Source organism: Pluralibacter gergoviae ATCC 33028 = NBRC 105706 (assembly GCF_001598855.1).
Lineage (GTDB): Bacteria > Pseudomonadota > Gammaproteobacteria > Enterobacterales > Enterobacteriaceae > Pluralibacter > Pluralibacter gergoviae.
The window spans coordinates 84,150-104,105 of record NZ_BCZS01000011.1 but is presented as its reverse complement, the minus strand read 5'-3'; the positions used below and the strand labels follow the sequence as shown (position 1 = coordinate 104,105).

Genomic DNA, 19,956 nt, shown 5'->3' with positions numbered 1-19,956 from the left:
GAGAGGCGCTTTTACTTAAGGCTCAAACGCCCTCCTCTGAAACTGATCGTGGCCGCACTTCGGGCACAGCGGCAGCACTTCCGGGGAGTACATCGCCAGGTGAAAGTGGCACTTCTCGCACACCAGATTACCCAGGCCGACCACCTCACCGCTGTGGTAAACGCCGTGGTGGTTTAAGTCCTGAAACACCTCGCGCCACTCGAGCTGGGTCTTATCAGTAATGTCCGCCAGCTGCTGCCAGATACTCTCCTTAATCACCCGCATAAAGACGCTGTCCTGCAGCTCATCCTGGCTCTCCTGATAGCTGAGGGCAAACTCCTCCAGATCGCGGCGCACCGCGCGAAACAGCTGGTCCCGCTCCGCGTCCGTCAACTCGCCGGTCTGCTTAGCGTCTTCCCTCGCCCGCTCCACCAGCGCGTCAATGTCGCGATCGCCGCCCTGCAGCTTCTCCGACAATGACGCCACCAGCTCGCGGTAGTATTGAGCAACCTTGTTCATTGTTTTCCTCTCCCGGTCGGTTAACGTCCTCTAATAATAGACCTTATTCGCCCGTGGAATTGTCCGAGAGTCCACACTGTCGTTAAATAAACGCCCGCGCGCAGTGCGCGAAAGGCTGTTGTGACGTGCACGTTTGGGCTATGCTATGCGGATCTGCAATATCACATCCATTGGCTACATATGTAGCTGTATTGAAAACAGGACCACTGGCTGCCATGCAAGAGCAATACCGCCCGGAAGAGATAGAATCGAAAGTCCAGCAACACTGGGACGAAAAGCGCACATTTGAAGTGACCGAAGACAACAGCAAAGAAAAATATTACTGCCTGTCGATGCTACCCTATCCTTCTGGCCGCCTACACATGGGCCACGTGCGTAACTACACCATCGGTGACGTGATCGCGCGCTACCAGCGCATGCTGGGCAAGAATGTCCTGCAGCCGATCGGCTGGGATGCGTTCGGCCTGCCGGCAGAGGGTGCTGCGGTAAAAAACAACACCGCGCCTGCGCCGTGGACCTACGACAACATCGCCTACATGAAAAACCAGCTCAAAATGCTGGGCTTCGGCTATGACTGGAGCCGCGAGCTGGCGACCTGTACCCCAGAATACTACCGCTGGGAGCAGCAGTTCTTCACCGAGCTGTATAAAAAAGGCCTGGTGTATAAAAAGACCTCTGCCGTTAACTGGTGCCCGAACGACCAGACCGTACTGGCCAACGAGCAGGTGATCGACGGCTGCTGCTGGCGCTGCGATACCAAGGTTGAGCGCAAAGAGATCCCGCAGTGGTTTATTAAAATCACCGCCTATGCCGACGAACTGCTCAACGATCTTGACACGCTCGACCACTGGCCGGACACGGTTAAGACCATGCAGCGCAACTGGATCGGCCGCTCTGAAGGCGTGGAAATCACTTTCGACGTCAAAAAATACGCCGATACGCTGACGGTCTACACCACCCGCCCGGACACCTTTATGGGCGCCACCTACCTGGCGGTCGCAGCGGGCCACCCGCTGGCCCAGCAGGCTGCGGCGAATAATCCTGAACTGGCAGCATTTATTGACGAGTGCCGCAACACCAAAGTTGCCGAAGCCGACATGGCAACGATGGAGAAGAAAGGCATCGACACCGGCTTTAAGGCCGTTCACCCACTCACCGGCGAAGAAATCCCGGTGTGGGCAGCTAACTTCGTGCTGATGGAGTACGGCACCGGCGCCGTGATGGCCGTTCCGGGTCACGACCAGCGCGACTACGAGTTCGCCCGCAAATACGGTCTGACCATCAAGCCGGTTATTCTCAATGCCGACGGCAGCGAGCCGGACCTCTCTGAACAGGCGTTGACTGAAAAAGGCACCCTGTTTAACTCCGGCGAGTTCAGCGGCCTGAGCTTCGACGCAGGCTTCAACGCCATTGCCGATCGTCTGGCTGAAATGGGCGTGGGCGAGCGTAAGGTCAACTACCGCCTGCGCGACTGGGGCGTGTCCCGCCAGCGCTACTGGGGGGCACCAATTCCGATGGTCACCCTCGAAGACGGCACCGTCATGCCGACGCCTGCCGACCAGCTGCCGGTTATCCTGCCGGAAGACGTGGTAATGGACGGCATCACCAGCCCGATTAAAGCCGATCCCGAGTGGGCGAAAACCACCGTTAACGGCCAGCCGGCGCTGCGCGAAACCGATACTTTCGACACCTTTATGGAGTCCTCCTGGTACTACGCGCGCTACACTTGCCCGCAGTACGATAAAGGCATGCTGGACGAAAAAGCGGCCAACTACTGGCTGCCGGTCGATATCTATATCGGCGGCATTGAACACGCCATTATGCACCTGCTCTATTTCCGCTTCTTCCACAAGCTGATGCGCGACGCGGGCATGGTCAACTCCGACGAGCCGGCAAAACAGCTGCTGTGCCAGGGCATGGTGCTGGCAGACGCCTTCTACTACGTCGGTCAGAACGGCGAGCGCAACTGGGTCTCCCCGAAAGAGGCCATCGTTGAGCGCGACGACAAGGGCCGCATCGTGAAGGCGAAGGACGCCGCGGGCCATGAGCTGGTCTACACTGGCATGAGCAAAATGTCGAAGTCGAAGAATAACGGCATCGACCCGCAGGAGATGGTGGAGCGCTACGGCGCCGATACCGTGCGCCTGTTTATGATGTTCGCCTCCCCGGCCGATATGACGCTGGAGTGGCAGGAATCGGGCGTGGAAGGCGCTAACCGCTTCCTTAAGCGCGTCTGGAAACTGGTTTACGAGCACGTTGCCAAAGGCCCGGTTGCCGCCCTCGACGTTGATGCCCTCAGCGAAGATCAACAGGCCCTACGCCGCGACGTTCACAAAACGATTGCCAAAGTCAGCGATGATATCGGTCGTCGTCAGACTTTCAACACCGCAATTGCGGCAATCATGGAGCTGATGAACAAGCTGGCGAAAGCCCCGCTTGAGGGCGAGCAGGATCGCGCCCTGATGCAGGAAGCGCTGCTGGCAGTGGTTCGCATGCTCAATCCGTTCACCCCGCACGCCAGCTTCACCCTGTGGCAGGAGCTGGGCGGCGAAGGCGATATCGACTGCGCGCCGTGGCCGGTTGCCGACGATAAAGCGATGGTGGAAAACAGCACTCTCGTGGTCGTGCAGGTTAACGGTAAAGTACGTGGTAAAATCACCGTACCGGTGGATGCAACAGAAGATCAGGTACGTGAACGCGCAGGCCAGGAGCATCTGGTTGCGAAATATCTGGATGGCGTGACCGTGCGTAAAGTCATTTACGTTCCGGGCAAACTGCTCAATCTGGTCGTAGGCTAAGCGCGGGAGGAAACGTGCGCATTCTGACATCACTCTTGTTATCTGTGGCGGTACTCGTTACCGCCGGTTGCGGCTGGCACCTGCGCAGTACCACTCAGGTGCCCGACAACATGCGAAAACTGATCTTTGTTTCCGGTGACCCCAACGGGCCGCTGAGCCGCGCGGTGCGCAACCAGCTGCGCCTGAGCAACGTCGAAATCGTCGAAGGCAGTTCGGTACGTAAAGACATTCCGTCTCTGCGCATGGGCGGCGCCTCCATCAATGAAGACACCGCCTCTATCTTCCAGAACGGCGATACGGCGGAGTACCAGATGGTGATGACCGTCACCGCCAGCGTGCTGATCCCGGGTCACGATATCTATCCGCTGAAGACCAAGGTCTACCGCTCCTACTTCGACAACCCGCAGAAAGCGCTGGCGAAGGATGCGGAAAAAGACATGATCATCAAAGAGATGTACGATCGCGCCGCCGAACAGCTGATCCGCCAGCTGCCGAGCGTCAAGGTTGCCGATGCTGAAGAGGCCCGCGAGAGCGGAAATACCTCTGATATCTCGCCTGCGGCGCCGGCGAAAGCACGCGTTCCCACCATTACGGGCGAGTGATGATTCGGCTGTACCCTGAACAACTCCGCGCGCAGCTCTCTGAAGGGCTGCGCGCGGCGTATCTGCTGTTGGGTAACGATCCGCTTCTGCTTCAGGAAAGTCAGGATGCCGTTCGCCACGCCGCGAACGCGCAGGGCTTTGAGGAGCACCACACCGTTGCTATTGACGCCAGCACCGACTGGAATGCCCTGCTCGCCATGAGCCAGGAGCGCAGCCTGTTTTCCAGCCGCCAGACCCTGATGCTGCTGCTGCCGGACAACGGCCCCAATGCCGCCATTAATGAACAGCTGGCCGCGCTCGTCGCTCTGCTGCACGACGATCTGCTGCTGATCGTCCGCGGCAACAAGCTCACCAAAGCGCAGGAGAACGCGGCCTGGATCAAGGCGCTGGCCAACCGCGCGGTGCTGGTCTCCTGCCAGACGCCGGAGCAGGCCCAGCTGCCGCGCTGGCTGGCGGCAAGGGCGAAGCAGCACAAGCTGCAGCTCGACGATGCCGCAAGCCAGCTACTCTGCTACTGCTATGAAGGCAATCTGCTGGCGCTGGCCCAGGCTCTGGAGCGGCTTTCGCTGCTGTGGCCGGACGGCAAGCTGACGCTGCCCCGGGTAGAGCAGGCGGTTAATGACGCCGCCCACTTCACGCCGTTCCACTGGCTGGACGCGCTGCTGGCCGGCAAGAGCAAACGCGCGCTGCACATTCTGCAGCAGCTGCGCCAGGAGGGCAGCGAGCCGGTTATCCTGCTGCGCACCCTGCAGCGCGAGCTGCTGCTGCTGGTCAATATGAAGCGTCAGTCGGTCAGCACGCCCCTGCGGGCGCTGTTTGATAAGCACCGGGTGTGGCAAAACCGCCGCCCGCTATTTACCGAAGCCCTTAACCGCTTAAGCCAGGAACAGCTGCGGCACGCGGTTTCCCTGCTGACGCAGACCGAGCTGACCCTCAAGCAGGATTACGGTCAGTCCGTCTGGGCAGAGCTTGAGAGTCTCTCTCTGCTGCTGTGCCACAAGACGTTGCCCGATATTTTTTTCGAAGGATAATATGACCGTTCTTAAGGCCATGTATGGCGGTACGTTCGATCCAGTGCACTATGGCCACCTCAAGCCCGTAGAGATCCTCGCCAACCTGATTGGCCTCTCGCGGGTGATCGTGATGCCGAACAACGTTCCGCCGCACCGCCCGCAGCCGGAGGCGACCAGCGACCAGCGCAAGCACATGCTTGAGCTGGCGATCGCCGATAAGCCGCTGTTTTCCCTTGATGAGCGCGAACTTAAGCGCGAAACGCCCTCCTACACTTCCGAGACGCTCAAGGCCTGGCGCGCCGAGCAGGGCCCGGAGCAGCCGCTGGCCTTTATTATCGGCCAGGACTCGCTGCTGAACTTTCCTTCGTGGCACGATTACGAAAGCATTCTCGACAATGCCCATCTGCTGGTATGCCGCCGCCCCGGCTATACGCTGACGATGAAAGAGGATGCGCATCAGGCCTGGCTTGACCGCCACCTGACCCATAGCGCAGAAGATCTGCACCGTACCCCGGCGGGGAAAATCTACCTGGCGGAGACGCCGTGGTTCAATATTTCCGCCACGCTCATTCGCGAGCATCTTGAGCGGGGAGAGTCCTGCAGCGGGATGCTGCCGGAGAGCGTGCTGACCTACATTGAGCAGCAGGGCCTCTATCGTCACGCCGGGCATTGACAGGCCCGGATAGGCTGATATTCTCCGCGCCTGGCGCGACGCTGATTTACAGAAATTGTTTTACAAAAATGGCGATGCAATCAGCGGCCTGTGATGGGATGATACCCCGCCTGGCGCCAACTGCCGGACATTTGTCCCGAATTCTTTGCTCAATCAGGTATACTGACGGGCTCTTTCTATTGTTTATCTTCACCTGACCAGGGGGAACACTTGCAGGGTAAAGCACTCCAGGATTTTGTGATCGACAAAATCGACGACCTTAAAGGCCAGGACATCGTCACCATCGATGTTCAGGGTAAATCCAGCATCACCGACTGCATGGTTATCTGTACCGGTACCTCCACGCGCCACGTGATGTCCATTGCCGACCACGTGGTTCAGGAGTCCCGCGCGGCGGGTATGCTGCCGCTCGGCGTTGAAGGCGAAAGCGTCGCCGACTGGATCGTTGTCGATTTAGGCGATGTCATTGTCCACGTCATGCAGGAAGAGAGCCGTCGCCTGTATGAGCTGGAAAAACTCTGGGGTTAACGGGTGAAGCTGCAGCTCGTCGCCGTAGGCACCAAAATGCCGGACTGGGTACAGACCGGCTTTAGCGAATATTTGCGCCGCTTTCCGAAGGATATGCCGTTTGAGCTGGTGGAAATTCCCGCCGGCAAGCGCGGTAAAAACGCCGATATTAAGCGCATCCTCGACAAAGAGGGCGAGCTGATGCTGGCCGCTGCCGGCAAAAACCGCATCGTGACCCTCGATATTCCGGGCAAACCCTGGGACACGCCGCAGCTGGCGGTCGAGCTGGAGCGCTGGAAGCAGGATGGCCGCGACGTGAGCCTGCTTGTGGGCGGTCCCGAGGGACTCTCCCCCGCCTGTAAAGCCGCCGCCGAGCAGAGCTGGTCCCTCTCCGCGCTGACGCTGCCCCATCCGCTGGTGCGGGTGCTGGTGGCAGAGAGCCTCTACCGGGCGTGGAGCATCACCACCAACCATCCATACCATCGCGAGTAATGATGACCAGGTCAGAAGATTAAGCAGCGGATGAAATTACAGAATTCTTTTCGCGACTATAGTGCTGAGTCCGCGTTGTTTGTACGCCGGGCGGTGGTCGCCTTTTTGGGGATTTTGGTGCTCACCGGCGTGCTGATCGCCAACCTCTATAATCTGCAGATTGTGCGCTTTACCGACTATCAGACGCGTTCAAACGAAAACCGCATTAAGCTGGTGCCGATTGCCCCCAGCCGCGGCATTATCTATGACCGCAACGGCACGCCGCTGGCGCTTAACCGCACCATTTATCAGCTGGAAGTGATGCCGGAGAAGGTCGATAACCTCCAGCAGACGCTCAACGATCTGCGCAGCGTTGTCGACCTGACCGACGACGATATTGCCAACTTTAAAAAAGAGCGCGCCCGTTCGCACCGCTTTACCTCTATTCCGCTGAAAATAAACCTCAGCGAAGTGCAGGTTGCCCGCTTCTCCGTGAATCAGTACCGCTTTCCCGGCGTGGAAGTGAAGGGCTACAAGCGCCGCTACTATCCGTTCGGCTCCGCCCTGACCCACGTCATTGGCTACGTGTCGAAAATCAACGACAAAGACGTGGAGCGCCTCGATAAAGAGAATAAGCTCGCCAACTATGCCGCTACCCACGATATCGGCAAGCTCGGCATTGAGCGCTATTACGAAGATGTCCTCCACGGCCAGACCGGCTATGAAGAGGTTGAAGTCAACAACCGCGGCCGGGTCATTCGCCAGCTGAAAGAGGTGCCGCCCCAGGCCGGGCACGATATCTATCTGACTCTCGATCTGCAGCTGCAGCAGTATATCGAAACGCTGCTGGCCGGCAGCCGCGCGGCGGTGGTGGTCACCGATCCGCGTTCGGGCGGTATTCTGGCCCTGGTGTCGATGCCGAGCTACGATCCCAACCTGTTCGTTGACGGCATCTCCAGCAAGGACTACTCGGGGCTGCTCAACGATCCCAATACGCCGCTGGTGAACCGCGCGACGCAGGGCGTCTACCCGCCCGCCTCGACGGTGAAGCCCTACGTGGCGGTCTCGGCGCTCAGCGCCGGGGTCATTACCCGCAATACCAGCCTGTTCGATCCCGGCTGGTGGCAGCTGCCCGGCTCTGAAAAGCGCTACCGCGACTGGAAAAAGTGGGGGCACGGCCGCTTGAACGTGACTAAAGCGCTTGAGGAGTCGGCGGATACCTTCTTCTACCAGGTCGCCTACGACATGGGTATTGACCGCCTTTCGGAGTGGATGGGCAAGTTTGGCTATGGCCACTATACCGGCGTCGATCTCTCCGAAGAGCGCTCCGGCAATATGCCAACCCGCGAGTGGAAACTTAAGCGCTTTAAGAAGCCCTGGTATCAGGGCGACACCATCCCGGTGGGCATCGGCCAGGGCTACTGGACCGCCACGCCGATTCAGATGAACAAGGCGCTGATGACCCTGATTAACGACGGCGTGGTCAAAGTGCCGCATCTGCTGTACAGCACCCGGGAAGACGGCAAGCTCATTCCGTGGCGGCAGCCGCCCGAACTGCCCATCGGCGATATTCACTCCGGCTTCTGGGAAATTGCCAAAGACGGCATGTACGGCGTGGCCAACCGCCCGAACGGTACGGCGCATAAGTATTTCGCCGGTGCACCCTACCGGGCGGCGGCCAAGTCCGGTACTGCGCAGGTCTTCGGTCTGAAGGCCAACGAAACCTATAACGCCCATAAAATTGCCGAGCGCCTGCGCGATCATAAGCTGATGACCGCCTTCGCGCCTTACGATAACCCGAAAGTGGCGGTGGCGATGATCCTCGAAAACGGCGGCGCCGGTCCGGCGGTCGGCACGATCATGCGCCAGATCCTCGACCACATTATGCTCGGCGATAACAATACCGTTCTACCTGCAGAAGCCCCGGCCGCTGCAGCGGCGGAGGACCAATAATCATGACCGACAATCCGAATAAAAAGTCGCTGTGGGAGAAAATCCATATCGACCCCACCATGCTGCTGATCCTGCTGGCGCTGCTGACCTACAGCGCGCTGGTTATCTGGAGCGCCAGCGGCCAGGATATGGGGATGATGGAGCGCAAAATCGGCCAGATCGCCATGGGTCTCGTCATCATGGTAGTGATGGCGCAGATCCCGCCCCGGGTGTATGAAGGCTGGGCGCCGTGGCTGTATATCTTCTGTATCATTCTGCTGGTGGCGGTGGACGCCTTCGGGGCTATCTCGAAAGGCGCCCAGCGCTGGCTCGACCTCGGTATCGTGCGCTTTCAGCCCTCGGAGATAGCCAAAATCGCCGTGCCGCTGATGGTGGCGCGCTTTATCAACCGCGACGTCTGTCCGCCGACGCTTAAAAATACCGCCATCGCGCTGGTGCTTATCTTCCTGCCGACCCTGCTGGTGGCGGCGCAGCCGGACCTCGGCACCTCGATTCTCATTGCCCTCTCCGGCCTGTTTGTGCTGTTCCTCGCCGGGCTGAGCTGGCGCCTTATCGGCGTGGCGGTGGTGCTGGTGGCGGCATTTATCCCGATCCTCTGGTTCTTCCTGATGCACGACTATCAGCGCCAGCGGGTGATGATGCTGCTCGATCCGGAAACCGATCCGCTCGGCGCGGGCTATCATATTATTCAGTCGAAAATCGCTATCGGCTCCGGCGGCCTGCGCGGCAAGGGGTGGCTGCACGGCACCCAGTCGCAGCTGGAGTTTCTGCCCGAGCGCCACACCGACTTTATCTTCGCGGTGCTGGCCGAAGAGCTGGGCCTTATCGGCATTCTGATCCTGCTCGCGCTCTACGTGCTGCTGATTATGCGCGGGCTGGTGATCGCCGCCCAGGCGCAAACTACCTTTGGTCGGGTGATGGCCGGCGGCTTAATGTTGATTTTATTCGTTTATGTCTTCGTGAATATTGGTATGGTGAGTGGCATACTGCCGGTGGTTGGCGTTCCGCTGCCGCTGGTCAGCTACGGAGGCTCTGCCCTCATCGTGCTGATGGCCGGGTTTGGGATCGTGATGTCGATTCATACCCACAGGAAAATGTTGTCGAAAAGCGTATAAGGGGTGCGCAATGCGCAAGCTTTGGATTGGGACCTGTATTGCAGCAGGATTACTGACGGCCTGTTCGAACGATGATGGTCAGCAGCAGACCGTTAGCGCACCTCAGCCCGCGGTCTGTAGCGGGCCGGTCGTTGAAATCAGCGGCGCAGATCCGCAGTATGAAACCCTGAATCCGTCGGCGAATCAGGATTATCAGCGCGACGGTAAAAACTACAAAATCGTGCAGAACCCGGCCAACTTCAGCCAGGCCGGACTGGCGGCTATCTATGATGCCGAGCCGGGCAGCAACCTGACCGCCTCGGGCGAAGCCTTCGATCCGACGCAGCTGACGGCGGCGCATCCGACGCTGCCGATCCCAAGCTATGCGCGCATCACCAACCTCGCCAACGGGCGGATGATCGTGGTGCGCATTAACGATCGCGGCCCTTACGGCAACGATCGGGTGATTTCGCTCTCCCGCGCCTCTGCCGACAGGCTGAATACCTCTAACAACACCAAAGTGCGCATCGATCCGATTATCGTCGCGCCGGACGGTACGCTCTCGGGTCCGGGCACGGCCTGCACCACTATCGCTAAGCAGACCTATGCCCTGCCCGCTCGCCCGGATCTGAGCGGCGGCATGGGCAGCGCCTCCTCCGCGCCGGAGCCCGTACCGGTCGCCGACCAGAACAACGTCCGGCCAATCAGCAACGATACGCTCAAGCCGGAAAACGGCACCGCTGAAACCGGTCACGAAGGTGGCTTCCTCGGAGCACCGGCGCCGCTCAGCGCCGGCGTGCTCGAAAGCAGCGAGCCCGCCGCGCCGCAGGGTACGGCCTCGTCGCCGGTTACCGCGCCCGGTTCCGTTCAGGGCAGCGCCGCGCCGGCAGCGGCCGCCCCTGTCTCCGCCCCGGCAGCCGCCAGCGGCAGCTACGTGGTGCAGGTTGGCGCCGTCAGCGACCAGGGCCGCGCGCAACAGTTCCAGAAAAAGCTGAGCCAGCAGTTTTCCGTGCCGGGCCGCGTAATGCAAAACGGCGCGGTGTGGCGCATTCAGCTGGGTCCCTTTAACAGCAAAGGCGAAGCCAGCGGCCTGCAGCAGCGCCTGCAGAGTGAAGCCCAGCTCCAGTCTTTTATTACTCACGCCAACTAGCGGCCGGCGGCACCGGGTTATGCGTATGTGTAAAAAGCGTTAACATTCACATATGCTTTCCCGGATGCCGCGCCAGAACGCATTTGCTATAGTTGGGCACTATTTTAACTCCATCACGGATGTCGTTGTTCTGACCATGAAGACCTCTTTCTCTGCACGTATACTTATCACCGCGCTCTCCGTCGCGGCGCTCTCTCCGGCAGCGGTTCGCGCCGATGACCTGAACATCAAAACCATGATCCCGGGCGTACCGCAGATTGATGCGGAGTCCTACATCCTCATCGACTACAACTCGGGCAAAGTGCTGGCGGAGCAGAACGCCGACGCCCGCCGCGATCCCGCCAGCCTGACTAAAATGATGACCAGCTACGTTATCGGCCAGGCGATGAAGGCCGGTAAATTTAAAGAGTCCGACCTGGTCACCATCGGCAACGATGCCTGGGCCACCGGCAACCCGGTGTTTAAAGGCTCGTCGCTGATGTTCCTCAAGCCGGGTATGCAGGTGCCGGTGTCGCAGCTGATCCGCGGCATTAACCTGCAGTCCGGTAACGACGCCTGCGTGGCGATGGCCGATTACGTGGCCGGTAGCCAGGACGCCTTTGTTGGCCTGATGAACAACTACGTCAACGCGCTGGGCCTGAAGAACACCCACTTCCAGACCGTGCACGGCCTCGATGCCGATGGTCAGTACAGCTCGGCCCGCGATATGGCGCTGATTGGCCAGGCGCTGATCCGCGACGTGCCGAACGAGTACGTCATCTATAAAGAGAAAGAGTTCACCTTTAACGGCATCCGTCAGATGAACCGCAACGGCCTGCTGTGGGACAACAGCCTGAACGTTGACGGCATCAAGACCGGACATACCGATAAAGCGGGCTATAACCTGGTCGCTTCTGCGACCGAAGGGCAGATGCGCCTGGTCTCCGCCGTGATGGGCGGGCGCACCTTTAAGGGACGCGAAACCGAAAGTAAAAAGCTGCTGACCTGGGGCTTCCGCTTCTTTGAAACCGTCAGTCCGCTGAAAGCCGGGAAAGAGTTCGCCTCCGAGCCGGCCTGGTTTGGCGACAACGACCGCGCATCGCTGGGCGTCGATAAAGATGTTTATCTCACTATCCCGCGCGGGCGTATGAAGGACCTGAAGGCCAGCTACGTGCTGAACAACCCTGAGCTGCACGCCCCGCTGCAGAAAAATCAGGTGGTCGGCACCATCAACTTCCAGCTTGATGGTAAAACCATCGAACAGCGCCCGCTGGTGGTGCTGCAGGAGATCCCGGAAGGAAACTTCTTTGGCAAAATCATTGATTACATTAAGTTAATGTTCCACCACTGGTTTGGTTAAAATTTAACCACTTGAAAGTGTGATCTTCATCCCCATATACTAAGCATGACTACTTCTGCTCCCGCGCCACGCGCGGGAGCAGTTCTTTTACACACCCGGAGCTGACATGAAAACCAAACTTAACGAACTGCTTGAATTCCCTACCCCGTTTACCTACAAGGTGATGGGTCTGGCGAAACCTGAGCTGGTTGACCAGGTGGTGGAAGTGGTGCAGCGCCATGCGCCCGGCGACTACTCTCCGCAGGTGAAGCCGAGCAGTAAAGGGAATTACCACTCGGTATCCATTACCATCACCGCCACCCACGTCGAGCAGGTAGAGACCCTCTACGAAGAGCTCGGCAATATCGAAATTGTGCGGATGGTTCTGTAATATTCTTTCCTGCCCGGCTCCCCGCCGGGCAACATGTTAACTCCCTGTGATATAATCCCGCACACCCGTTTCACCCTCCAGCGGAGATGCTGTTTTGGATCTCAACACCATTATTGTGCGCCAGCTCGGCGTTCAGCCCTACGAACCCGTCTCGCAGGCAATGCACGAATTTACCGACCAACGCGATGAAAATACTCCGGACGAACTCTGGCTCGTCGAGCATCCGCCGGTATTTACCCAGGGCCAGGCCGGAAAGGCCGAACATCTGCTGATGCCGGGCGATATTCCGGTTGTGCAGAGCGATCGCGGTGGCCAGGTGACCTACCACGGACCCGGACAGCAGGTTATGTACGTACTGCTCAATCTCAAGCGCCGCAGGCTCGGCGTGCGCGAACTGGTCACCCTGCTGGAACAGACCGTGGTCGATACGCTGGGTGAGTACGGCATCGATGCCCATCCGCGGGCTGATGCCCCAGGCGTCTACGTCGGCGAGAAAAAAATCTGTTCGCTGGGCCTGCGCATTCGCAAAGGCTGTTCCTTCCACGGACTGGCGCTGAATATCGACATGGATCTGACGCCTTTTCTGCGCATTAATCCCTGCGGTTACGCCGGCATGGAGATGACCCAGATGCGTGCGCTGGTTGCCGGCGTTAAAACAGAGACGGTTTCACCGGTATTAGTCTCCGCATTTTTAGCTTTGCTAAACAACCCACCGAATATATATATCAACGCTTAATATATTTTGTTTTAACCCGGCCGATGTCGGGTTACCTCAATTTTTATCGGGTTATCCTTTACATTAACTCTGTATTTCTATATTTTCTTCTTCTCGGACAGTTAGCAGAATAGGTCTTAATACCTCTAACGAGGTATTAAATATAAATTCAGCACAGCACTCAGTGGTCCTACCCATTGATATTTAATAGCGAAAATCTTTTTTCCGCGAAATTTCTCTGAGAAAAATACCTAATCCTCATTCCTGTTATGAATGAACACGGAGTTCCATTGTGGAATATGACTACCAATCAGCACATCTAATAAGTCCTCATAGCGAAAAGGATTCACCGCAAATTTTCCATACCCTACGCGCCATCGACCTCAATCTGTTGACCATTTTTGAAGCAGTTTACATCCACAAAGGTATTGTTAACGCCGCACGTATTCTGAATCTCACGCCGTCTGCAATTAGCCAGTCAATTAAGAAACTCAGAACCGTATTTCCCGACCCGTTGTTTATCCGTCGGGGCCAGGGCGTGGTGCCGACAAGTTATGCCACGCATCTTCATGAATACATCAGCCAGGGGCTCGAATCTATTCTCGGCGCGCTCGACTTAACCGGAATTTACGATAAGCAGCGCACCATTACTATCGGCACGTCACCAACGGTGGGGGCAGTGGTAATGCCAACCATATATCCGATAATAAAAGAGAAATTTCCGCATCTGCTGCTGCGCAATATTCCGGTTACCGACGTCGACAGCCAGCTCAGCCAGTTTCAGACCGACCTGATTATTGACAGCCACAGCTACACGCCGCGCGCCCTGAATTATCAGGTCCTTTATCGCGACAGGCTGGTGCTGGTCGCCCGTAACGGCCATCCGGCCCTGCAGATACCGTTTAGCCTCGATATGCTAGACCACTACCGCTATACGCTACTGATGGTTGAGGGCGCGGCCCATACCGAGTTCCGCAACCGTATCCAGGCCATCCTTGCCGAGCAGCAGATAAGCGTCAGCAGCTATAACCTCGTAACCATTACCGCGCTTATCAGCAGCAGCGATCTGCTGGGGATCATGCCGGAGAGTTGCTACAACCTGCTCTCCCGCTGCTGGCCTATCCGGCGCCTCGACGTGCCGCTGATTGAAGAGGAGCCGATGGACATCTCCCTCTACTATAACAGCCACAGCCTGCTCGACCCCACGCTCGGCAACGTCATTGAGACTATCAGTCAGGCTTTTGGGGCAGCGAAATAGCCAGATGTAAACTCTGGTGAGCACATAACGCAACATATGATTTACAAATTGACGGGGCGGCGGAGTGCGCTCCGGGCGCAATTAGTGGTATACTTTCCGGCATCCTGATTCAAAAATAGTTGATAAATACAACATTACCTTGAATTGAACGCTTTCCTTCGTTACTCGCAACTGGAACACGCAAGCTATGAGTAAACCCATTGTTATGGAACGCGGCGTTAAGTACCGCGATGCCGACAAAATGGCCCTTATCCCGGTTAAAAACGTGGCTACCGAGCGCGAGGCGCTGCTGAGAAAACCGGAGTGGATGAAGATTAAACTTCCCGCCGACTCCTCCCGCATTCAGGGCATCAAAGCAGCAATGCGTAAGAACGGCCTTCACTCCGTCTGCGAAGAGGCCTCCTGCCCTAACCTCGCAGAGTGCTTCAACCACGGCACCGCCACCTTTATGATCCTCGGCGCTATCTGCACCCGGCGCTGCCCGTTCTGCGACGTGGCCCACGGTCGTCCGATCACGCCGGATGCTAACGAGCCGCAGAAGCTGGCCCAGACCATTGCCGATATGGTCCTGCGCTACGTGGTTATCACCTCCGTAGACCGCGATGACCTGCGCGACGGCGGCGCCCGGCACTTTGCCGACTGCATCAGCGCCATTCGCGAAAAGAGTCCGGGCATCAAGATAGAGACGCTGGTCCCGGACTTCCGCGGCCGCATGGATCGCGCCCTCGATATTCTGAAAGAGACCCCGCCGGACGTGTTTAACCACAACCTGGAAAACGTGCCGCGCCTCTACCGCCAGGTGCGCCCGGGCGCCGACTATAACTGGTCTCTGAAGCTGCTCGAGCGCTTTAAAGAAGCGCACCCGGAGCTTCCCACCAAATCAGGTCTGATGGTCGGCCTGGGGGAAACCAACGCCGAAATCATCGAGGTGATGCGCGACCTTCGCCGCCACGGGGTGACCATGCTGACGCTTGGCCAGTATCTGCAGCCGAGCCGCCACCACCTGCCGGTGCAGCGCTACGTCAGCCCGGACGAGTTCGAAGAGATGAAAGCCGAGGCGCTGGCGATGGGCTTCACCCACGCGGCCTGCGGCCCGTTCGTGCGCTCCTCTTATCACGCCGACCTGCAGGCGAAAGGGATGGAAGTGAAGTAATTCCGCCCTGCCCTGAAAAGCCGCAGCCCGCCTGCGGCTTTTTTGTCCATTCCGCACAATCCTGGTGCACATGGTGCGTTATGAAACTTTCGCTTCACAACTTAAAATCCATTAAATCAAATAGATAATATTTTAAGCACCAACATCATTATCTGGAACGTTTCATGCATCTCCTGTTTATCGCGACTTACAGGAGCACGCAATGTCAGCCCACGAACCCTCCGAACTGATTTACGGCCTGGAAGATAAACCGGCGCCGCTACCGGCCTTTCTCACCGCGCTGCAGCACGTCATGGCGAGCCTGGTCGGCATCATCACCCCGCCGCTGATCGTCAGCTCGGCGCTGGGCCTGGACGCCTATCTGCCCTGGCTTATCAGCATGTCGCTGATGGTCTCCGGCGCCGGCACCTTTTTACAGGCGCGCAGGCCGTTTGGCATCGGTGCGGGCATGATCTGCCTGCAGGGCACCAGCTTCGCCTTTCTCGGAGTTATTCTCGCCGCGGGCTTTACCGTCAAGAGCCGGGGCGGCGGCCCGGAGCAGATTATGGCGATGATCTTCGGCCTTACCCTCATTGCAGCCTTTATCCCGGTGGTGGTCAGCCGCTTTCTCGGCCAGCTGCGCCGGGTGATAACGCCGCTGGTGAGCGGCACGGTGCTGTGTCTGATCGGCATCAGCCTGATTAAGGTCAGCATCACCGACTGGGGCGGCGGCCACGGCGCCAAAGATTTTGGCGCGCCGGGCAACCTGCTGCTCGGCCTGCTGACGCTGATGACCATCGTGCTGTTCAGCCGGGCGGGGAACCGCTGGCTGCGGCTGGGGGCGGTTATCCTCGGTATCGCCTTCGGCTGCCTGCTGGCGGCGCTCAGCGGGAAGCTGCACTGGCAGCCATTTACCCACAGCTGGGTCGCCCTGCCGCAGCCGCTGCGCTTCGGCTTTGACTTCGACTACACGCTGTTTCTGCCGTTTGCACTGATCTCGCTTATCTGCATTCTGGAAGCGGTGGGCGATCTGACGGCCAACTGCCTGCTGTCGCGCCGCCCGATCGAGGGCGATGAGTACGTGGGCCGCCTCAGGGGAGGCATACTGGCAGACGGCGCAAGCTGCGTGCTGGCGGCGCTGTTTTCCGCCCTGCCGAGCACCACTTTTGCGCAGAACAACGGCGTCATTCAGATGACCGGCGTCGCCAGCCGCCGGGTGGGGCTGTGGATTGGCGCCCTGCTGGCGCTGCTGGGGCTATTTCCGATTTTTGGCGCCGCTATTCAGCAGATCCCGGCGCCGGTGCTGGGCGGCGCGACGCTCGTCATGTTCGGCAGCGTGCTGGCGGCGGGGATCCGCATCATGACCCAGTCGCCGCTGACCCGGCGCGATATGCTGATTATCGCCGTCTCTTTCGGCATTGGCCTGGGCGTAGAGGCCGAGCCGGCGTTTCTCAGCCAGCTGCCGCCGGTATTTAAAAACCTGTTCGGCTCTGCGGTCGCCAGCGGCGGCATTACGGCCATGCTGCTGAATCTGCTGCTGCCCGGAGAAGGCAGCGAGCGCCCGTCCGTTCAGGCCGCCGCGGCGAAAAATCGCGCGCCGCGCTGAAACAGTTCGTTGCACTTCTGCGAAAAAAAACGGACATGAAACACAAGAGGCCGCAGCAGGATTTGCTGTGGCCTCTCTGACAGGTGCGGCGTATTGAGAATATGGCTGCGCCGGGGATTACTCTTTATGCGAGAGTTTTTCTGCCGGGAGCTCGTCGTCGGCACTCTTTTTCACGCTGGTATCATCTTCGTTCATGGCCTTCTTGAAGCCTTTGATTGCCGAACCCAGATCGCCACCCAGCGTGCGTAATTTTTTGGTACCAAACACCAGTACAATCAGCGCAGCAACAACCAGCAGTTTGGTAATACTAATCTCACCCATAGATACCTTCTCATTAAATCAGCAACAAAAAAACGCGCTCTGAACCTTAGATCATTAAGGATCATTTAGCGGGGGCACACAATAGCAATCTGTAACAAGGTGAATCAAGCGCCGTTTAAAAAAACATCACATAATTTGCGGTGGCGCAAAGCGGCGGTTATTAAGCACCGGAAGCGCATCACGGATCTGCTGCAGCGCCGCTTTGCTCACCTCCGCCACGATCAGCTGCTGCTGATAGCCTGCCCCGGCGAGCGTAACGCCGCAGGGATCGACGATCCGGCTCTGGCCAATATTTTTATTACCGCACTCTCCCGCCGCCACAAAGTAGCAGGTGGTATCGAGCGCCCTGGCGGCCAGCAGCGTACTCCAGTGATGCTCCTTCAGCGGCCCGCGCACCCAGGCCGTCGGCAGCGCCAGGATCTCGGCACCCTGCAGGGCAAGCGCCAGCGCCATCTCCGGGAAGCGCAGGTCATAGCAGGTCATCAGGCCGACGCGCATACCTTCTACCTCAATAAGCGGCGGCAGTACATCGCCAGCGTCCACAAGCCGGGATTCCTGCACATTAAAGGCATCGTAGAGATGCAGCTTCCGGTAGCGGGCAATAATCTCGCCTGCCCGCAGCGCCACCAGCGTATTGGCGGCCCTGCCCTCGCCGGTAGGCACGTGGACGGTAAGGACCGTGGTGAGCCCGCTGCGGCGGCTCTCCTCGCGAAGCAGGCTGACAAACCCGCCGTCCAGCGGCTGCGCTGACTTCACCGACATATCAGGATCGCCGTCAGCGCGGGCCAGCAGCGCTTCCGGCAGCACCAGCAGGGCGACGCCAAGATCGGCAGCCTGCTGCATCAGCTGCACGCAGGTGCGGGCGTTGGTGGCCCAGTCTGGGGTAACGGCAAATTGTCCGGCGGCTACGCGCATGCTCCCTCTCCTTAAATCAGGCCGTAGCCAGATGGCTGGCCCGGCGTTAAACTCAACGATACTCTATTTCAATAACAGGAACACACGGTGATACAACTTCTTTTTGCCGTTTTTATCGGTGGCGGCACCGGCAGCGTCGCGCGCTGGATGCTGGGTATGCGCTTCAATCCGCTCCATCACGCTATCCCGGTGGGGACGCTCATCGCCAACCTGCTTGGAGCCTTCATTATCGGCGCAGGCCTGGCGTGGTTTAACCGGATGACGGATATCGACCCGATGTGGAAGCTTTTGATCACCACCGGCTTCTGCGGCGGCCTGACGACCTTTTCGACATTCTCTGCGGAGGTCGTTTTTTTACTGCAGGAGGGGCGATTTGGCTGGGCGCTGCTGAACGTGGCGGTGAACATGCTCGGGTCATTTGCCATGACGGCGGCCGCCTTCTGGCTCTTCTCCGCCTCGCGCTAAAACAAAAAAAACCCGCCGTGGCGGGTTTTGAATTCTGCTGTCGTTATGCTTACAGAGCGGTTACGTTAGCAGCAGAAGGGCCTTTGGCACCGTTAGTGATTTCGAACTCTACGCGCTGACCTTCAGCCAGAGTTTTGAAACCGTTAGTCTGGATTGCAGAGAAGTGTACGAACACGTCTTTGCTGCCATCTTCCGGAGTAATGAAACCAAAGCCTTTGGACTCATTAAACCACTTAACGTTACCTTTAATCTTAGACATCAATATTACCTTTACAAGAAAATAGACACAAATGCTGTGTCGGGTAACAGTACAGCAATTGTGGTGGCTTTTGTCCAGCTTAACTTCACTAAAAAGTGATAAAAGTCGCTAACTTTTTACTTACAGCCCGAATGGCTGTTTTTTTTACGCAGATTGTGCGTTTCGTCCAGGCATCCCGTGCTCCCTTCTCAGAAGCCGAAGCGCATCCAGGCGAAGTAGACATTGCCGTTATTGTAGGTGCCGGGAATGTAGGTCATCTGGAACGTGGCCGGGCCATAGCCGATGGACGCCAGCGGCAGCAGAACCGGAATGGGCACGTAGCGCCAGTTATCGCGGGCGGTGACGCCCGCGGTATAGCCAAGCCCCAGATGGAACTTATCATCCCTGAGCGGGCGCCAGGTCTTTTCCCAGCCGTAGCCGCCGATAGGCTCCCACTTGTTGAACGAGTCCTTAAACGCCATCAGGTAAAGGCCGTGCCAGTTCCCCTTATCGTCGCGTCGCGACTGGCCGAATCCGGCGCCCCAGGGACGCTCGTTGTATTTGTCCGTTTTCTCTTTGTCGTAGGCAAAGCGCGCGTGCCAGGTGATCGCGGGCACATACAGATCGTAATCCTGCGGCGCCTGCCAGGTCCTGGCGATATTGTCCCCCAGCGTGGAGAAGGCGTCGCCGACGCTCTCGCCAAGCGACGCCCGCGCGCCGGAAATGAATGCTAACTGGGTGAAAGCCAGCAGCAAAATAAACAGGTTTTGATTCAGTTTTAGCACATTTACTAACCTTTCATTTCAAGGTCGAACAAAATAGCAGCTGAAACCTGAAC

General features: G+C 58.3%; 21 protein-coding genes. 16 read left to right on the top strand and 5 right to left on the bottom strand.

Annotated elements, in window-relative coordinates; genetic code table 11:
• Positions 1 to 15: 15 nt before the first annotated feature.
• Entirely contained in the window at positions 16 to 498 is a 483-nt protein-coding gene (locus ENGE1_RS13000) for a zinc ribbon-containing protein (protein WP_043085246.1), read from the bottom strand.
• Positions 499 to 713: 215 nt separating this feature from the next.
• On the opposite strand from ENGE1_RS13000, the gene leuS reads away from it, so the two are divergent.
• The 15 genes from leuS (at position 714) to ENGE1_RS12925 (ending at position 17,179) form a co-directional block, all read left to right on the top strand.
• Positions 714 to 3,296, top strand: a complete 2,583-nt coding sequence (gene leuS / locus ENGE1_RS12995) for a leucine--tRNA ligase (protein WP_146144437.1) — start codon at positions 714 to 716, stop codon at positions 3,294 to 3,296.
• 14 nt (positions 3,297 to 3,310) lie between these two features.
• The gene (gene lptE, locus ENGE1_RS12990) at positions 3,311 to 3,898 is read left to right on the top strand and encodes an LPS assembly lipoprotein LptE (protein ID WP_043085248.1); all 588 of its coding nucleotides are present in this window, start codon (positions 3,311 to 3,313) and stop codon (positions 3,896 to 3,898) included.
• Positions 3,898 to 4,929 (top strand): DNA polymerase III subunit delta, encoded by a 1,032-nt coding sequence (gene holA / locus ENGE1_RS12985; RefSeq protein WP_043085249.1) that lies wholly within the window; start codon positions 3,898 to 3,900, stop codon positions 4,927 to 4,929. Before lptE ends, holA begins: the two co-directional genes overlap by 1 nt.
• A 1-nt stretch (position 4,930) precedes the next feature.
• Positions 4,931 to 5,584, top strand: coding sequence for a nicotinate-nucleotide adenylyltransferase (gene nadD, locus ENGE1_RS12980; RefSeq protein WP_048253019.1), 654 nt, complete (start codon positions 4,931 to 4,933; stop codon positions 5,582 to 5,584).
• 210 nt (positions 5,585 to 5,794) lie between these two features.
• Positions 5,795 to 6,112 (top strand): ribosome silencing factor, encoded by a 318-nt coding sequence (gene rsfS / locus ENGE1_RS12975; RefSeq protein WP_043085252.1) that lies wholly within the window; start codon positions 5,795 to 5,797, stop codon positions 6,110 to 6,112.
• Positions 6,113 to 6,115: 3 nt separating this feature from the next.
• On the top strand, positions 6,116 to 6,583 hold the full coding sequence (rlmH, locus tag ENGE1_RS12970; protein ID WP_043085253.1) for a 23S rRNA (pseudouridine(1915)-N(3))-methyltransferase RlmH: 468 nt from the start codon (positions 6,116 to 6,118) through the stop codon (positions 6,581 to 6,583).
• Between the two features lie 30 nt (positions 6,584 to 6,613).
• The gene (mrdA, locus tag ENGE1_RS12965; RefSeq protein WP_043085254.1) at positions 6,614 to 8,515 is read left to right on the top strand and encodes a peptidoglycan DD-transpeptidase MrdA; all 1,902 of its coding nucleotides are present in this window, start codon (positions 6,614 to 6,616) and stop codon (positions 8,513 to 8,515) included.
• A gap of 2 nt (positions 8,516 to 8,517) precedes the next feature.
• Complete coding sequence (gene mrdB, locus ENGE1_RS12960; RefSeq protein WP_043085256.1) at positions 8,518 to 9,630, top strand: peptidoglycan glycosyltransferase MrdB; 1,113 nt, start codon at positions 8,518 to 8,520, stop codon at positions 9,628 to 9,630.
• A 10-nt stretch (positions 9,631 to 9,640) separates the two neighbouring features.
• Positions 9,641 to 10,759 (top strand): endolytic peptidoglycan transglycosylase RlpA, encoded by a 1,119-nt coding sequence (gene rlpA, locus ENGE1_RS12955; protein ID WP_043085257.1) that lies wholly within the window; start codon positions 9,641 to 9,643, stop codon positions 10,757 to 10,759.
• Positions 10,760 to 10,895: 136 nt separating this feature from the next.
• Positions 10,896 to 12,098: a D-alanyl-D-alanine carboxypeptidase DacA gene (gene dacA / locus ENGE1_RS12950; protein ID WP_043086713.1), complete on the top strand. Its 1,203-nt coding sequence runs from the start codon at positions 10,896 to 10,898 to the stop codon at positions 12,096 to 12,098.
• Positions 12,099 to 12,204: 106 nt separating this feature from the next.
• On the top strand, positions 12,205 to 12,468 hold the full coding sequence (gene ybeD, locus ENGE1_RS12945; RefSeq protein ID WP_043085260.1) for a DUF493 family protein YbeD: 264 nt from the start codon (positions 12,205 to 12,207) through the stop codon (positions 12,466 to 12,468).
• Positions 12,469 to 12,562: 94 nt separating this feature from the next.
• Positions 12,563 to 13,204 (top strand): lipoyl(octanoyl) transferase LipB, encoded by a 642-nt coding sequence (gene lipB / locus ENGE1_RS12940; RefSeq protein ID WP_043085261.1) that lies wholly within the window; start codon positions 12,563 to 12,565, stop codon positions 13,202 to 13,204.
• A 271-nt stretch (positions 13,205 to 13,475) separates the two neighbouring features.
• The gene (locus ENGE1_RS12935) at positions 13,476 to 14,441 is read left to right on the top strand and encodes a YbeF family transcriptional regulator (RefSeq protein WP_048253018.1); all 966 of its coding nucleotides are present in this window, start codon (positions 13,476 to 13,478) and stop codon (positions 14,439 to 14,441) included.
• Between the two features lie 187 nt (positions 14,442 to 14,628).
• Positions 14,629 to 15,594: a lipoyl synthase gene (lipA, locus tag ENGE1_RS12930; protein WP_045288697.1), complete on the top strand. Its 966-nt coding sequence runs from the start codon at positions 14,629 to 14,631 to the stop codon at positions 15,592 to 15,594.
• 202 nt (positions 15,595 to 15,796) lie between these two features.
• A complete protein-coding gene (locus ENGE1_RS12925; protein ID WP_048253017.1) occupies positions 15,797 to 17,179 on the top strand; it encodes a uracil-xanthine permease family protein in 1,383 nt (460 codons plus the stop codon).
• A gap of 117 nt (positions 17,180 to 17,296) precedes the next feature.
• Here ENGE1_RS12925 and tatE read toward each other — a convergent pair whose 3' ends face one another.
• Positions 17,297 to 17,500, bottom strand: a complete 204-nt coding sequence (gene tatE / locus ENGE1_RS12920; RefSeq protein ID WP_043085266.1) for a twin-arginine translocase subunit TatE — start codon at positions 17,498 to 17,500, stop codon at positions 17,297 to 17,299.
• A gap of 126 nt (positions 17,501 to 17,626) precedes the next feature.
• Complete coding sequence (locus ENGE1_RS12915; protein WP_048272998.1) at positions 17,627 to 18,415, bottom strand: deaminated glutathione amidase; 789 nt, start codon at positions 18,413 to 18,415, stop codon at positions 17,627 to 17,629.
• Between the two features lie 87 nt (positions 18,416 to 18,502).
• On the opposite strand from ENGE1_RS12915, the gene crcB reads away from it, so the two are divergent.
• Positions 18,503 to 18,880: a fluoride efflux transporter CrcB gene (crcB, locus tag ENGE1_RS12910; RefSeq protein ID WP_043085268.1), complete on the top strand. Its 378-nt coding sequence runs from the start codon at positions 18,503 to 18,505 to the stop codon at positions 18,878 to 18,880.
• Between the two features lie 49 nt (positions 18,881 to 18,929).
• Here the strand turns inward: crcB and cspE are convergent, their stop codons facing one another.
• Positions 18,930 to 19,139, bottom strand: coding sequence for a transcription antiterminator/RNA stability regulator CspE (gene cspE, locus ENGE1_RS12905; protein WP_000034826.1), 210 nt, complete (start codon positions 19,137 to 19,139; stop codon positions 18,930 to 18,932).
• A gap of 188 nt (positions 19,140 to 19,327) precedes the next feature.
• Complete coding sequence (gene pagP, locus ENGE1_RS12900) at positions 19,328 to 19,894, bottom strand: lipid IV(A) palmitoyltransferase PagP (RefSeq protein WP_106913026.1); 567 nt, start codon at positions 19,892 to 19,894, stop codon at positions 19,328 to 19,330.
• Between the last annotated feature and the right edge of the window lie 62 nt (positions 19,895 to 19,956).